Consider the following 12,953-nt stretch of genomic DNA (forward strand, 5'->3'; position numbering starts at 1 on the left):
GAGGTATTTCGGGCAAGATGAATGGGCATGGACCCACCGGGGCGCTTGCGCTATCAGCGGAACGGTTTTTCGACGGAGACGCCCATGTCCGGCCACGGCACCCCCATTCCGATGTCAGCGCGCAAATCCGGCCCCCTGAAGGGCCGTGCGGAGGTGCCGGGCGACAAGTCGATCTCCCACCGCTCATTGATCCTTGGCGCGATGGCCGTGGGGGAGACGAAGGTGACCGGGCTTCTGGAAGGGCAGGACGTGTTGGACACCGCCGCCGCGATGCGTGCCTTCGGGGCCGAGGTCACGCGGCATGGGGAGGGGGACTGGTCGGTGCATGGCGTCGGCGTGGGCGGCTTTGCGGAACCCGAGCAGGTGATCGACTGCGGCAATTCCGGGACCGGCGTCCGGCTGATCATGGGGGCGATGGCCACCACGGCGATGAGCGCGACCTTCGCCGGCGATGCCTCGCTTCGCAAGCGGCCGATGGGCCGCGTGACCGATCCGCTGGCGCTTTTCGGGGCGCGGGCCTATGGGCGGCAGGGGGGGCGTTTGCCGATGACCATCGTCGGCGCGGCGGACCCGGTGCCGGTGCGCTATGTCGTCCCCGTACCTTCGGCGCAGGTGAAATCGGCGGTGCTGCTGGCGGGGCTGAACGCGCCGGGGCAGACGGTCGTGATCGAGAGGGAGCCGACGCGCGATCATTCGGAGCGGATGCTCAGGGGTTTTGGCGCCGAGCTGACGGTCGAGGATACGGGTGAGGGCCGCGTCATCACCCTGACCGGCCAGCCGGAGCTGCGCCCGCAGGTGGTGGCGGTGCCGCGCGATCCGTCCTCGGCCGCGTTTCCGGTCTGTGCGGCGCTGATCGTCGAAGGGTCGGACATCCTCGTCCCCGGCGTCAGCCAGAACCCGACGCGGAACGGGCTTTATACCACGCTGGTGGAGATGGGCGCCGACATCGAATTCCAGAACCCGCGCGAAGAGGGGGGGGAACCGGTCGCCGACCTCCGGGTCCGCGCCTCCACCCTGAACGGTATCGAGGTGCCGGAGGAGCGCGCGGCCAGCATGATCGACGAATATCCGATCCTGTCGGTGGTGGCGGCCTTTGCCGAGGGGACGACCGTCATGCGGGGCGTGAAGGAGCTGCGCGTGAAGGAAAGCGACCGGATCGACGCGATGGCGCGCGGGCTTGAGGCCTGTGGCGTGCGGGTCGAGGAGGAAGAGGATGTGCTGATCGTTCACGGCATGGGGCAGGGCGGTGTGCCGGGCGGTGCGACCTGCGCGACCCATATCGACCACCGGATCGCGATGTCCTTCCTTGTGGCCGGGCTTGCGGCGAAGCGGCCGGTCAGCGTCGATGACGGATCGCCCATCGCGACCTCTTTCCCGGCGTTCGAGGGGCTGATGGCGGGGCTGGGCGCGCAGATCCGGCGCGACAATCGCTGATCCCTACTCTGCTGCAATGCGCGGGGCGGTGCGGGCCATCGCCTCTTCCGGCAATTGCTCTGCCCCCCAGTAGTCCGCGACGGTCGGCCCTTTGCGCGCCGGTTTCAGGATCGCGTCCGTGATCTCGCGAAGCCAGACGCGGCGTCCCATCGCGGTGTACCAGCGCTGCGCGTGGCGCATGTCGCGGTCCGGCTGAAGATAGGCACGCCAGAGCGCCCTGGGCCGCAGTTGCAGCGTGGCCTCGATCAGCTTGACCCAGAGGAAGACGCGCCAGGCCGGGACATGGGGCGTTTCGATCACCTGATGCTTGTAATCCCAGAGCCGGAGATCGGTGCGGATCACCCTGCGGTGGGCGGACTGGCCGTGGAAGGGCGTCCAGCGATGGGGCGTGGCGTAGATCGACATGACCTGATCGGGGTCATAGGCCAGAAGCTGCCGGAGCAGGCGCCAGTAATCGCGGTCGGTCTCCTCCTCGAACCCCACGGCGAAGGTGCAAAGGCCGATCATGCCGTTATCGCGCAGGAGGCGGATTGCCTCGCGGTCCTTGGCGCGGGTGCCGCCCTTTTTGACGGTGGCCAGCGTCGCCTCATCCGTTCCCTCGATCCCGAGAAGGAAGCGCAGGCAGCCGGCCTTCTTGTAAAGCGGCAGAAGGTCGGCGTCGCGGACGATGTCATCGGCGCGGGTGGAGCCGACGATGGTCACCTTGACCTCTTCGGCGATCAGCGCCTCAAGAAACGCCTTCCAGGCGCGCCGGGAGGAGGTGGGGTTTTCATCGGCGAGGTTGATGAGTTCAACGCCCTTCTCGCGCACCAGCCAGGCGATTTCGCGCGCCAGCCTGACCGGATCGCGGTGGCGCCAGCGGGTCCAGAAGCCGCGCTGCCCGCAATAGGTGCAAAGATGCGGGCAGCCGCGCGAGAATTGCACGATCACGGCGCGTTTGCCGCCCCAGTAGCTGTGTCTGGTAAAGTCGATCAGCTCCCACCCGATCCGGTGGGCGTCGAGGTCGCGGATCATCGGCGCGGGCGGGGTGGCATGGGGCAGACCGTCCTTGCGGTAGGCGAGGCCGGGGATGGCTGCAAGGTCGATCCCGGCCTCAAGCGCGCCCATCAGCGCGGTCACGGTTTCCTCCCCCTCGCCGCGCAGGATGACGTCGATGTCGGCGGTGCCGGACAGGATTTGGTGCCAGTGATAGGTCGGGTGGACACCGCCATAGACGATGGTCAGGTCCGGGTGCCAGGCTTTCAGCGCGGTGGCGATCTTCAGGACGGTCGGATGGGCGGAGGTCGACCCGGAATGGCCGATCAGGACCGCGTCGGGACGGTGGCTGAGGACCTCTCTCCGGATCGTGCGGAGGGGCATGGGGCCAAGGTCGGCATTGACCAGCCGGACGTCGTGGCCCGCGTCGATCAGCGGGCCGCCGATGCAGAGCAAGCCGAAGGGCGGCAGATTTTCCCTTGGAACGCGGCTGCCGATGGCGGTATGGGGCGGGTGGAGAAGGACGATACGCATGGGCTTCCTCTTTGTCATTTCGCCTTGCGTAGACGTCGCGATGTGCAGGACCCGCGCAGAAGAGGCGCGGCCCGCGTGCAGGAGGACAGGCCAGTGATCTTCACGGTTGCCATCGACGGCCCGGCGGCGGCGGGGAAGGGGACGATTTCCCGCGCCGTGGCGGCGCATTTCGGGTTTGCGCATCTCGACACCGGGCTGCTTTATCGTGCCGTCGGCGCCAAGGGTGGCGATCCGGTCGCGGCGGCGGAAGGCCTGACCGAAGATGACCTGACCCGCGACGATCTGCGTACGCTGGCCGCCGGGCAGGCGGCATCGAAGGTCGCGGTCATCCCCGAGGTGCGCGCCGCGCTGGTCGTGTTTCAGCGCCAGTTCGCCCGGCGTGCGGGCGGCGCGGTGCTGGACGGGCGCGACATCGGCACGGTGATCTGCCCCGAGGCCGAGGTGAAGCTTTACGTCACCGCCAGCGCCGAGGTCCGCGCCCACCGCCGCTGGCTTGAGGTGGGGGGGGATGAGGGGCAGGTGCTGGCCGAGGTGATCGAACGGGACAAGAGGGATGCCGAGCGGGCGACGGCGCCGTTACGGCCGGCGGCGGATGCGCTCTTGCTTGATACATCAGAGATGACCGTCACGGAGGCGGTGGACCGGGCGATAAAGGCGGTACTCGCCGTGCGGGGATGAAGGGTCGGAGGCGGGTAGCTTTCGAATGCGAGGTGCCTGCACGTCCGGCGGGTGGAGAGTTCCGATGGCAAGGGTGAGGCGGAAAGGTCGCGGCATGGGTCAGATCAACAGGGAAACCCTTATTGGAGTCGGCGCGATTGCCGCTTTTCTCTTCGCCTTCGCGCTGGGTGTTGTGGGGTCGATGCTGTCCTTGTTCTATCCGGGATACTTTGCGCAATACCTCTCTCTGCCAGTGGTGCCAACGCTGGTCTTCCTTGTCGTAGTGCACTGGCTGCCTTTGGCGCTGCTTATTACGACGTTTATAAAGGGCGAGCGGTTCCGCGATGGTGGAGTGTGCTTTACGTTCTCGCATCGCTTCCGCCCCTCTATGTCGGTTGGGATGGCCTGGTCGTACGAAGGGATTTCGGTGACACCCTCCTGTGGCTTCCATACCTTTTGACCGGATTGGTTATGGCGATTGTTGGACTGGCGATTGCCTTTGGGCGCTTGGATGGCAATCCGATGTGAGTTGAGATCGCGACGGCAGGTGTCGGCCGGTGATCGGGGCAAGCTTCACGGTGCTGCCTTCGCCCTTGCAATCATGGGCCACAGGGCCTATACGCCACCCCGTCAAACGGGCCGCGAGAGTCCGGGGCATGCGAGGATGCGCAGGGTCGGGGAATACCGGCCCTTTCGTGTTTTCGGACGCCTCGACGCCTCGTGGGCAGACCAAAGACCGGCGGAGCCAACCGCATGGCCAGAAACATCGTGAAAAGGAAACTGAAAACGCATGTGCGCTAAAGCCACGATGGAGGAATTCGAAGCCCTCCTCAAAGAAAGCTTCGAGATCGACACGCCCGAAGAGGGTTCGGTCGTCAAGGGCAAGGTCATCGCCATCGAGGCGGGCCAGGCCATCATCGACGTCGGCTACAAGATGGAAGGCCGCGTCGACCTCAAGGAATTCGCAAGCCCCGGTGAACAGCCCGATCTGAGCATCGGCGACGAGGTCGAGGTCTATCTCGACCGCGTTGAGAACGTCCGGGGTGAGGCCGTCCTGTCGCGCGAGAAAGCGCGCCGGGAAGAGGCCTGGGATCGTCTCGAACAGGCCTATGCCAAGGAAGAGCGCGTCGATGGCGCCATCTTCGGCCGCGTCAAGGGTGGTTTCACCGTGGATCTGGGCGGCGCGGTCGCGTTCCTGCCCGGCAGCCAGGTCGATGTCCGTCCGGTGCGCGATGCCGGCCCGCTGATGGGCATGAAGCAGCCGTTCCAGATCCTCAAGATGGACCGTCGCCGGGGCAACATCGTCGTGTCCCGCCGCGCGATCCTGGAAGAAAGCCGCGCCGAACAGCGCGCCGAGGTCATCAGCAACCTGTCCGAAGGTCAGGTCGTGGATGGCGTGGTCAAGAACATCACCGAATACGGTGCGTTCGTTGACCTTGGCGGTGTCGACGGCCTGCTGCACGTCACCGACATGGCGTGGCGCCGCGTGAACCACCCGAACGAGATCCTGAACATCGGCGAGACCGTGAAGGTCCAGGTGATCAAGATCAACAAGGAAACCCACCGCATCTCGCTTGGCATGAAGCAGCTTCAGTCCGATCCGTGGGATACGGTCGAGGAGAAGTTCCCGCTGGGTTCGGTCCACAAGGGCCGCGTGACCAACATCACCGACTACGGCGCATTCGTCGAGCTGGAAGCCGGTGTCGAGGGTCTGGTCCACGTCTCCGAAATGTCCTGGACCAAGAAGAACGTCCATCCGGGCAAGATCGTCTCCACCTCGCAGGAAGTGGACGTCATGGTGCTTGAGATCGACACCGCGAAGCGTCGCGTGTCGCTTGGCCTCAAGCAGACGATGCGCAACCCGTGGGAAGTCTTCGCGGAAACCCATCCGGTCGGCTCGCAGATCGAGGGCGAGGTCAAGAACATCACCGAATTCGGTCTGTTCGTCGGTCTCGACAACGACATCGACGGGATGGTTCACCTCTCCGACCTCAGCTGGGACCAGCGCGGCGAGGATGCGATCCAGAACTACCGCAAGGGCGACGTGGTTCAGGCCGCCGTCACCGAAGTCGATGTCGAGAAGGAGCGTATCTCCCTTTCGATCAAGGCGCTTGGCGACGATACGTTCTCGGACGCGGTCGATGGCGTGAAGCGCGGTTCGGTCATCACGGTCACCGTCACGGCGATCGAGGATGGCGGGATCGAGGTCGAGTATAACGGCATGAAATCCTTCATCCGTCGTTCGGACCTGTCGCGTGACCGTGCCGACCAGCGCCCCGAGCGCTTCCAGGTCGGTGACCACGTCGACGTGCGCGTGACCAATGTCGACAGCAAGACCCGCCGTCTGGGCCTGTCGATCAAGGCGCGCGAGATCGCCGAAGAGAAGGAAGCCGTGGAACAGTACGGTTCGTCCGACTCCGGCGCCTCGCTTGGCGACATTCTCGGCGCGGCCCTGAAGGGTTCGTCCGACAAGTAATCGGCTTCGTTACCGAAGCAGGAACGGCCCCGCCCGACCGGCGGGGCCGTTTTGCTTTGCGAATCGGGGGGGTAGGTTCGAAGGCCCCCTGTATCGCGCCGCCCCCTATTGCTGCGATGCAGCAGGGGTAATCGGCCCGAAATCGCCCGCCATTTTCTGTGACGCAGCGGGAAAATGCCGTTATTCCAATGGCTTTCCTGTTTCGTGATCGAATGTTTGCGCCTATAGTCCGGTTTGAAGAACAGAAAACGGCCCGGAAAATCGGTCTGCAAGGGGGGTTAGTCCATGATCAGGTCTGAACTGATCCAGAAGATTTCGGAAGAGAATCCGCACCTCTTCCAGCGTGACGTCGAGCGGATCGTGAATACCATCTTCGATGAGATTATCGAGGCCATGGCGCGCGGTGACCGGGTCGAACTGCGCGGCTTTGGCGCCTTCTCGGTGAAAAAGCGCGATGCGCGCACCGGGCGAAACCCGCGCACCGGGGAATCCGTGCCGGTCGAGGAAAAGCATGTTCCTTTCTTCAAGACCGGAAAGCTCTTGCGCGACCGGCTGAACGGGGGCTAATCCTCCTCCATGCTGCGCTTTCTTCGTATCCTGTTCCTTGCCCTTCTTGGTATCGTGCTTCTGGCCGTCGCCTCGGCGAACCTTGCGCCGGTGACGCTTCATGCGCTGCCAAAGGACATGGCCGCCGTTCTGGGCCTCGATTACCAGATCGAGCTGCCGCTGTTCGTCGTGATCTTCGCGGGTATCCTTGCCGGTCTTGGCATCGGGTTCATCTGGGAATGGTTCCGCGAGGCCAAGCATCGCGCGGCGCTTGCCGATCACAAGCGTGAGGCGGGGCAGTTGCGGCGTGAGGTCAGCAAGCTGCGCACCGAAAGCCGCAAGCCGAACGATGAGGTTCTGGCGCTGCTTGAGGGCGACGGCGCCACGCGCTAAACCGGCGCGATGGACGTCCGGGTCAAGATCTGTGGATTGCGCGAGACGGCGCATGTCGCCGCGGCGGTCGAGGCCGGGGCGCGCTATGTCGGCTTTGTGTTCTTCGCGAAATCGCCCCGGAATGTGACGGTCGGGACAGCCGCCCGGCTTGCGGCCACGGTGCCGCCGGGGGTTGCCAAGGTGGCGCTGGTCGTCGATGCCACGGATGCGGAGCTGGACGCCATCGTCGCGGCCGTGCCGCTCGACATGCTTCAGCTTCATGGGAACGAAAGCCCCGACAGGGTGGCGGGGATCCGGGCGCGCTTTGGGCTGCCGGTGATGAAGGCGGTCGGGATTGCCGGGCCTGAGGATGTGGAAAAGATCGCCCTTTACGGCAAGGTCGCCGATCAGATCCTCGTCGATGCCAAGGCGCCGAAGGGCGCGGCTGTTCCCGGTGGCAACGGGCTTGCCTTCGACTGGACGCTGATCGCGCGGAAATACTGGCCCTGCCCCTGGATGCTGGCCGGTGGGCTGACGCCCGACAATGTCGCCGAGGCCATCCGCCTGACCGGCGCGCGGCAGGTGGATGTGTCCTCGGGGGTTGAGCTTGCGCCGGGCGTGAAGGATGCGGGGCTGATCCGCGCCTTCGTCGCGGCGGCGCAGGCGGCCGCATGATCCGCTTTCGCGAGGCAACGCGCGCCGATGTCGCGGCGGTGGTCGCGCTCTTGTCCGATGACGCGCTGGGCGCGCGGCGTGAGGGGACGGAGCTTGACGCCTATCTGGCGGCCTTCGACAGGATGCAGGACGAGGGTGCGAATAGGCTGATCGTGGGCGAGGTCGGCGGGCGGATCGTCGCCACCTATCAACTGACCTTCATCTCCGGCCTGTCATTGCGCGCCAGCCGCCGGGCGCAGGTAGAATCGGTGCGTGTCGCCTCGGACCGGCGCGGGCAGGGGCTTGGCGCCGCGATGTTCGCCGATGCCGAGGCCCGCGCCCGCGCGGCGGGGTGTCGGCTGATGCAGTTGACGATGAACGCGACCCGCACCGATGCGAGGCGGTTTTACGAACGGCTCGGCTTTACCGCGTCGCATATAGGCTTTAAACGCGATCTGTCCTGAGAGGAGGCGATCATGGCCGACGACCTGTTCAACAGCTTCATGAACGGACCCGACGAACGCGGCCGCTTCGGCGATTTCGGCGGGCGCTTCGTGTCGGAAACGCTGATGCCGCTGATCCTCGACCTTGAGGCGGAATATGAGAAGGCCAAGACGGATGACACCTTCTGGGCCGAGATGGACTGGCTCTGGAAGCATTATGTCGGCCGCCCCTCGCCGCTTTACTTCGCGGAACGGCTGACCGATCACCTTGGCGGCGCCAAGATCTACATGAAGCGGGATGAGCTGAACCATACCGGCGCGCACAAGATCAACAACGTGCTGGGCCAGATCATCCTGGCCCGCCGCATGGGCAAGACCCGGATCATCGCCGAAACCGGCGCCGGCCAGCATGGCGTGGCGACGGCGACGGTCTGCGCCAAGTTCGGGTTGAAGTGCATCGTCTACATGGGCGCGCATGATGTGGAACGGCAGGCGCCGAACGTCTTCCGCATGCGCCTTCTGGGGGCCGAGGTGGTGCCGGTGACGTCGGGGCGCGGCACGCTGAAGGACGCGATGAACGACGCGCTGCGCGACTGGGTCACCAATGTGCGTGACACGTTCTATTGCATCGGGACGGTCGCGGGGCCGCATCCCTATCCGGCGATGGTCCGCGATTTCCAGTCGATCATCGGCAAGGAAGTGCGCTGGCAACTGGCCGAGCAGGAGGGCGAGGGCCGCCTGCCGGATACGGTGATTGCCGCGATCGGCGGCGGGTCGAACGCGATGGGGCTGTTCTTCCCGTTCCTTGATGATCCGTCGGTTCGGATCATCGGCGTGGAGGCCGGCGGCAAGGGCGTGGATGAGAAGATGGAGCATTGCGCCTCTCTCACCGGCGGGCGTCCGGGTGTGCTGCATGGCAACCGGACCTATCTCTTGCAGGACGATGACGGGCAGATCCTTGAAGGGTTCTCGATCTCGGCGGGGCTCGACTATCCCGGTATCGGCCCGGAACATGCCTGGCTGCATGAGACGGGGCGTGCTGAGTATGTCGCGATCACAGACAAGGAGGCGCTTGGGGCGTTCCAGCTGTCCTGTGCGCTGGAAGGCATCATCCCGGCGCTGGAGCCGTCCCATGCGCTGGCCCATGTGATGAAGATCGCGCCGGAATTGCCGCGCGACCATATCATCGTGATGAACATGTGCGGCCGGGGCGACAAGGATATCTTCGCCGTCGCCAAGCATCTGGGCTTCGATATTCGCACCTGACCTCCGCGCGCTGGCGGTGACCGGCCCGATTCGGTGTCTGGCACCGAAAGTTGCCTGCGCATGGAAAAATGCGTGCGGCGCGGGTGTTGGTGCGGCCGTGAAGTGCCGATGTGTAAACAATCTTGGCGAAAGGTCGGGCTGACGGCCCCATTGGTGCCGCAGCGTCGCCAGTAAGTTGCCTCATAAACCCCGGTTTATGGCACTGTTCCTTCGGTTTATGGCGCCCGGAAGCGTTTGGATTTCAGCTTGTTAGGCGACGGGGACCACTCCCCCTGTCCAACCGACCGGACACAAGCAACCGAGGACACGACCATGTTCCATACTGCCAAGGCTTTCGAGACGGGCGCCCCCGCCATCACCGTCACCGCGACACCGGAGCGGCTGGGTGCCATCGTGCATGAGCAGATGCAGGCCATTTCGGCCGAAGGGTTCTCTGACTTCGACGTGAGGTGGAACGGCTTCGCCCTGACGATCGAGGCGCGCAACGACGAGAAGATCCTGCGGCGCGATTTCTCTGCCGCCGGGAGCCTGTCGCTTGAGAGGATCACCGAGTCGGGAATCACGGTGGAGCGCTTCTTCGGCGCCGACGGGATTGAGCCTTTGCGCGAAAATATCTTCGCGAATTCCGACGATCGTTGATGCCAAGGCAACCGGCACGGGCGGAATCGCGGATATTCTTGTTCGCCCGTGTGAATGTTGCGAAAGTGCGGATTGGGGGCGTGTGTGTTGAGTAGACATGAACAGACGCGTTTTCATGCTGTCCTCTGCGGGGTTCATCGCCCTCGGTCAGGACGCCACCGCAGCCCCGGCTGAAGAGCAGGTCGCCCGCGCGATCGCCGGTCAGGGTTTCCGCATTACCAGCCGCAAGCGCACCTTCCTTGGCCGGGTGAGGTTCACCGCCGTCCGGGGCAATGTCGAACGTGAGGTTGTCGTCGATCCGTCCTCGGGTGAGGTCCTGCGCGACTATTCCCGCGCCGAGCGTCGCGCCGTCGGCAAGGATACCAGCCGCGGAAGTTCTTCCGGCGGCGGCGAGCCGGGTGGCGAGAGCGGCGGCGAAAGTGGGGGGGAGAGCGGCGGCGAATCCGGTGGTGAACCGGGCGGCGAGAGCGGCGGTGAGCGTGGTGGGGAACCCGGCGGTGGCGAACCGTCCCGGTCGGAACCGCCCAGATGATGCGCGATCTCGTCCTCATCTCGCTCTTGCTGCTGATCCAGCTTGTCTGCGCCTTCTTCTTCGTCGGCCAGACTTTGATGACCTATCTCGACATCCAGCACAGCCCGATCAGTTGGGAACTGCATGAGGTTCTTGAGGTCGGCGCCGCGCTTGGCCTTGTCTTCGGCGCGGTTCTGGGCGGCATCGTGCTGCGCCGGAGCATGCGGCGCCAGAAGCGCGCGGAGGAGCAGCTTCGCCAGGTTTCGGGCGCGTTCATGGAGTTGATGCAGGCGCGGTTCGCGGATTGGGGGCTGACCTCGGCCGAACGGGACGTTGCGCTTTTCGCGATCAAGGGCCTTAGCACGCAAGAGATCGCCAGCTTGCGCGGCACGGCGGGCGGGACGGTGAAGGCGCAGACCAATGCCATCTATCGCAAGGCGGGCGTGACCGGGCGGTCGCAATTGCTCAGCCTCTTCATCGAGGACCTGATGGATGAGGAGATGCTGCCCGGTCTTGCCGGAGCCGCCACCGATGACCGCGATGTCGATGCGGTGATGCAGGCGGCGGGCTAAAGCATTTCGAGTTTGCACTGACTCAGAATTTGAACTTATTTCGTTCGAATTCTGATGCTTACCTTCTCAACGAAAACCCGAAACGCTTTAATCCGCCGCCGCGTGACGTTTCAGGATGTCGAGGGGGACGATCCGGCCCGCGCGTTCATGCGTGGCGGGCAGATGCACTTTCGGGGCGCAGCCTTCGTCGTGGGCCTGCAGGAAACGGGTGGCGCAAAGACACCAGCGGTCGCCGGGCTTGAGGCCGGGGAAGTGGACCTCGGGCCGGGGCGTGGACAGGTCGTTGCCCACATATTTCGAGAAGGCGAGGAATTCGGCCGTCATCACCGCGCAGACGGTGTGCCTGCCCGCATCCTCGGCGCAGGTGTTGCAGTGGCCGTCGCGGAAAAAGCCGGTCAGGGGATCGGCGGAGCAGGGTTCAAGCGCGCCGCCAAGGACGTTGCGGGGTGGATAGGGTGTGACCATCGTTGCACCTCCTTCGAAGGCCGCGCTATAGCATTTCGGGTTTACACTGAATCAGAATTCGAACTTATTTCGTTCGAATTCTGATACTTACTTTCTCAACGTAAACCCGAAACGCTTTAGCGGAAGCGGTCGATCAGTTTCTGAAGCGGGTTGCGCTCGTCTTCCGGCTCAATGGTCGCGGCAGGCGCGGGTTTTCCGGCAGGCTTCGGGGCGGAGGGACGCGGTGGCGCTGTGCGCAGGCTGACGGCATTCATGAAGCGTGTCGCATCGCCCTGCGCAAGGGCGGGCGCGCCATCGGAGATCCCGCGCAGCAGATCCTCGATCCAGTCGCCATCCGCCTTGGCGAAGTCCGACAGCACATAGGCGGCGACGCGGGCCTTGTCGCCGGGATGGCCGATGCCGATGCGGACGCGGTGATAGGCCTCGCCGATATGCTGGTGGATCGAACGCAGGCCGTTATGCCCCGCGTGACCGCCGCCGGTCTTGACCCGCAACTTGCCGGGCGCAAGGTCAAGTTCGTCGTGGAAGACGGTGACGTCATCAGGCGTCAGCTTGTAAAAGCGCATCGCCTCACCCACCGACTGACCGGAGAGGTTCATGAACGTGTGCGGCTTCAGCAGGACGATTTTCCCGGACCCGAGCCTGCCTTCGCTGACCTCGCCCTGAAAGCGCGCACGCCAGGGCGCAAAGCCGTGATCCGTGGCGATGCGGTCCACGGCCATGAAGCCGATATTGTGGCGGTTCGCCTCATACTTGCGACCCGGATTGCCCAGCCCGACGAAAAGTTTCATTCGGCCCCTCTTCGGTGATGGGCCGAAGCTATAGCATTTCGGCTTTACGCTGAATCAGAATTCGAACGTATCTCGTTCGAATTCTGATACTTGCTTTCTCAACGAAAACCCGAAACGCGTTAAGCCGCGCGGGGCCGGGCCGCGACCGCGACGGTCATTCCAGCGCGGTCTTCGCGATCTTGTCGAGAAGCGCCTGAACCTCTTGCATGGGGCCTTGGGGCATGTTGCGGTAGCCGACCGTCACCGCGCCGTCGCGGTCCATCACGAAGACGCTGTAGGGGCAGAAGCGCAGGTTCATCGGGTCGGCCTCCATCACCTTGCGCGACAGGTTGGCGGAGCAGAAAAGATAGACGTCCGCGCCGTCAAAGATCTTCACGTCGCTGCCGACATCGGCGCCGGTACGGGCCAGCATCTCGCCCACATGGCTGACATGATCGACGACCAGCCCTTCGGAGATGATGGCGTTTTCCACGGCAAAGGTGGCGTCCTCGAAGCTGCCTTCGAACGGATAGGTCGTGACGTCGTTTTCTTCGGCAGTCGCGCTGACCGGCGCCGCCACCATCAGGGCGGCGACCAGCGCGGGAAGGATAGCTGTCTTCATCTTCCTCTCCTTGGCGG

Annotated in this window: 16 protein-coding genes; 12 read left to right on the plus strand and 4 right to left on the minus strand. The window is 64.5% G+C overall.

Annotated features, from left to right (window positions below; translation table 11 throughout):
- The first annotated feature begins 84 nt into the window (after positions 1 to 84).
- Positions 85 to 1,434, plus strand: a complete 1,350-nt coding sequence (gene aroA / locus LX70_RS12195) for a 3-phosphoshikimate 1-carboxyvinyltransferase (RefSeq protein ID WP_105515309.1) — start codon at positions 85 to 87, stop codon at positions 1,432 to 1,434.
- Between the two features lie 3 nt (positions 1,435 to 1,437).
- Here the strand turns inward: aroA and bchE are convergent, their stop codons facing one another.
- Entirely contained in the window at positions 1,438 to 2,943 is a 1,506-nt protein-coding gene (gene bchE, locus LX70_RS12200; protein ID WP_105515060.1) for a magnesium-protoporphyrin IX monomethyl ester anaerobic oxidative cyclase, read from the minus strand.
- Positions 2,944 to 3,036: 93 nt separating this feature from the next.
- On the opposite strand from bchE, the gene LX70_RS12205 reads away from it, so the two are divergent.
- The 11 genes from LX70_RS12205 (at position 3,037) to LX70_RS12255 (ending at position 11,079) form a co-directional block, all read left to right on the plus strand.
- On the plus strand, positions 3,037 to 3,621 hold the full coding sequence (locus LX70_RS12205) for a (d)CMP kinase (RefSeq protein WP_105515310.1): 585 nt from the start codon (positions 3,037 to 3,039) through the stop codon (positions 3,619 to 3,621).
- A 94-nt stretch (positions 3,622 to 3,715) separates the two neighbouring features.
- Positions 3,716 to 4,060 carry a hypothetical protein gene (locus LX70_RS12210; RefSeq protein ID WP_105515061.1) on the plus strand — a complete coding sequence of 115 codons (345 nt, stop codon included), beginning with the start codon at positions 3,716 to 3,718 and terminating at the stop codon, positions 4,058 to 4,060.
- Between the two features lie 330 nt (positions 4,061 to 4,390).
- Complete coding sequence (rpsA, locus tag LX70_RS12215; protein ID WP_105515062.1) at positions 4,391 to 6,076, plus strand: 30S ribosomal protein S1; 1,686 nt, start codon at positions 4,391 to 4,393, stop codon at positions 6,074 to 6,076.
- 285 nt (positions 6,077 to 6,361) lie between these two features.
- Positions 6,362 to 6,643: an integration host factor subunit beta gene (gene ihfB, locus LX70_RS12220; RefSeq protein WP_105515063.1), complete on the plus strand. Its 282-nt coding sequence runs from the start codon at positions 6,362 to 6,364 to the stop codon at positions 6,641 to 6,643.
- Positions 6,644 to 6,652: 9 nt separating this feature from the next.
- Positions 6,653 to 7,015 carry a LapA family protein gene (locus tag LX70_RS12225; RefSeq protein WP_342747699.1) on the plus strand — a complete coding sequence of 121 codons (363 nt, stop codon included), beginning with the start codon at positions 6,653 to 6,655 and terminating at the stop codon, positions 7,013 to 7,015.
- Positions 7,016 to 7,024: 9 nt separating this feature from the next.
- On the plus strand, positions 7,025 to 7,669 hold the full coding sequence (locus tag LX70_RS12230; protein WP_105515064.1) for a phosphoribosylanthranilate isomerase: 645 nt from the start codon (positions 7,025 to 7,027) through the stop codon (positions 7,667 to 7,669).
- Positions 7,666 to 8,112, plus strand: a complete 447-nt coding sequence (locus LX70_RS12235) for a GNAT family N-acetyltransferase (RefSeq protein WP_105515065.1) — start codon at positions 7,666 to 7,668, stop codon at positions 8,110 to 8,112. Before LX70_RS12230 ends, LX70_RS12235 begins: the two co-directional genes overlap by 4 nt.
- Positions 8,113 to 8,124: 12 nt before the next feature.
- On the plus strand, positions 8,125 to 9,357 hold the full coding sequence (trpB, locus tag LX70_RS12240) for a tryptophan synthase subunit beta (RefSeq protein ID WP_105515066.1): 1,233 nt from the start codon (positions 8,125 to 8,127) through the stop codon (positions 9,355 to 9,357).
- A gap of 312 nt (positions 9,358 to 9,669) precedes the next feature.
- A complete protein-coding gene (locus LX70_RS12245; protein WP_105515067.1) occupies positions 9,670 to 9,996 on the plus strand; it encodes a hypothetical protein in 327 nt (108 codons plus the stop codon).
- Between the two features lie 97 nt (positions 9,997 to 10,093).
- Positions 10,094 to 10,528 (plus strand): hypothetical protein, encoded by a 435-nt coding sequence (locus LX70_RS12250; protein ID WP_105515068.1) that lies wholly within the window; start codon positions 10,094 to 10,096, stop codon positions 10,526 to 10,528.
- On the plus strand, positions 10,525 to 11,079 hold the full coding sequence (locus LX70_RS12255) for a helix-turn-helix transcriptional regulator (RefSeq protein ID WP_342747700.1): 555 nt from the start codon (positions 10,525 to 10,527) through the stop codon (positions 11,077 to 11,079). The genes LX70_RS12250 and LX70_RS12255 overlap by 4 nt, the downstream gene beginning before the upstream one ends.
- An 87-nt stretch (positions 11,080 to 11,166) precedes the next feature.
- Here the strand turns inward: LX70_RS12255 and LX70_RS12260 are convergent, their stop codons facing one another.
- The 3 genes from LX70_RS12260 to LX70_RS12270 all read right to left on the minus strand — a co-directional run bounded on the left by LX70_RS12260 (position 11,167) and on the right by LX70_RS12270 (position 12,936).
- Positions 11,167 to 11,544, minus strand: coding sequence for a DUF2237 family protein (locus LX70_RS12260; protein WP_105515069.1), 378 nt, complete (start codon positions 11,542 to 11,544; stop codon positions 11,167 to 11,169).
- 116 nt (positions 11,545 to 11,660) lie between these two features.
- Positions 11,661 to 12,335, minus strand: a complete 675-nt coding sequence (gene pth / locus LX70_RS12265) for an aminoacyl-tRNA hydrolase (protein WP_105515070.1) — start codon at positions 12,333 to 12,335, stop codon at positions 11,661 to 11,663.
- A 154-nt stretch (positions 12,336 to 12,489) separates the two neighbouring features.
- Positions 12,490 to 12,936, minus strand: a complete 447-nt coding sequence (locus LX70_RS12270; RefSeq protein ID WP_105515071.1) for a DUF302 domain-containing protein — start codon at positions 12,934 to 12,936, stop codon at positions 12,490 to 12,492.
- Between the last annotated feature and the right edge of the window lie 17 nt (positions 12,937 to 12,953).

The sequence above is a fragment of the Albidovulum denitrificans genome (genome assembly GCF_002973535.1).
GTDB classification, from domain to species: Bacteria; Pseudomonadota; Alphaproteobacteria; order Rhodobacterales; family Rhodobacteraceae; genus Albidovulum; species Albidovulum denitrificans.

Bases quoted from the DNA above. Each gene is read 5' to 3' on its own strand.
- aroA (WP_105515309.1), top strand. From the start codon at position 85: ATGTCCGGCCACGGCACCCCCATTCCGATGTCAGCGCGCAAATCCGGC.
- bchE (WP_105515060.1), bottom strand. From the start codon at position 2,943: ATGCGTATCGTCCTTCTCCACCCGCCCCATACCGCCATCGGCAGCCGC.
- LX70_RS12210 (WP_105515061.1), top strand. From the start codon at position 3,716: ATGGGTCAGATCAACAGGGAAACCCTTATTGGAGTCGGCGCGATTGCC.
- rpsA (WP_105515062.1), top strand. From the start codon at position 4,391: ATGTGCGCTAAAGCCACGATGGAGGAATTCGAAGCCCTCCTCAAAGAA.
- ihfB (WP_105515063.1), top strand. From the start codon at position 6,362: ATGATCAGGTCTGAACTGATCCAGAAGATTTCGGAAGAGAATCCGCAC.
- LX70_RS12225 (WP_342747699.1), top strand. From the start codon at position 6,653: ATGCTGCGCTTTCTTCGTATCCTGTTCCTTGCCCTTCTTGGTATCGTG.
- LX70_RS12230 (WP_105515064.1), top strand. From the start codon at position 7,025: ATGGACGTCCGGGTCAAGATCTGTGGATTGCGCGAGACGGCGCATGTC.
- LX70_RS12235 (WP_105515065.1), top strand. From the start codon at position 7,666: ATGATCCGCTTTCGCGAGGCAACGCGCGCCGATGTCGCGGCGGTGGTC.
- trpB (WP_105515066.1), top strand. From the start codon at position 8,125: ATGGCCGACGACCTGTTCAACAGCTTCATGAACGGACCCGACGAACGC.
- LX70_RS12245 (WP_105515067.1), top strand. From the start codon at position 9,670: ATGTTCCATACTGCCAAGGCTTTCGAGACGGGCGCCCCCGCCATCACC.
- LX70_RS12250 (WP_105515068.1), top strand. From the start codon at position 10,094: ATGAACAGACGCGTTTTCATGCTGTCCTCTGCGGGGTTCATCGCCCTC.
- LX70_RS12255 (WP_342747700.1), top strand. From the start codon at position 10,525: ATGATGCGCGATCTCGTCCTCATCTCGCTCTTGCTGCTGATCCAGCTT.
- LX70_RS12260 (WP_105515069.1), bottom strand. From the start codon at position 11,544: ATGGTCACACCCTATCCACCCCGCAACGTCCTTGGCGGCGCGCTTGAA.
- pth (WP_105515070.1), bottom strand. From the start codon at position 12,335: ATGAAACTTTTCGTCGGGCTGGGCAATCCGGGTCGCAAGTATGAGGCG.
- LX70_RS12270 (WP_105515071.1), bottom strand. From the start codon at position 12,936: ATGAAGACAGCTATCCTTCCCGCGCTGGTCGCCGCCCTGATGGTGGCG.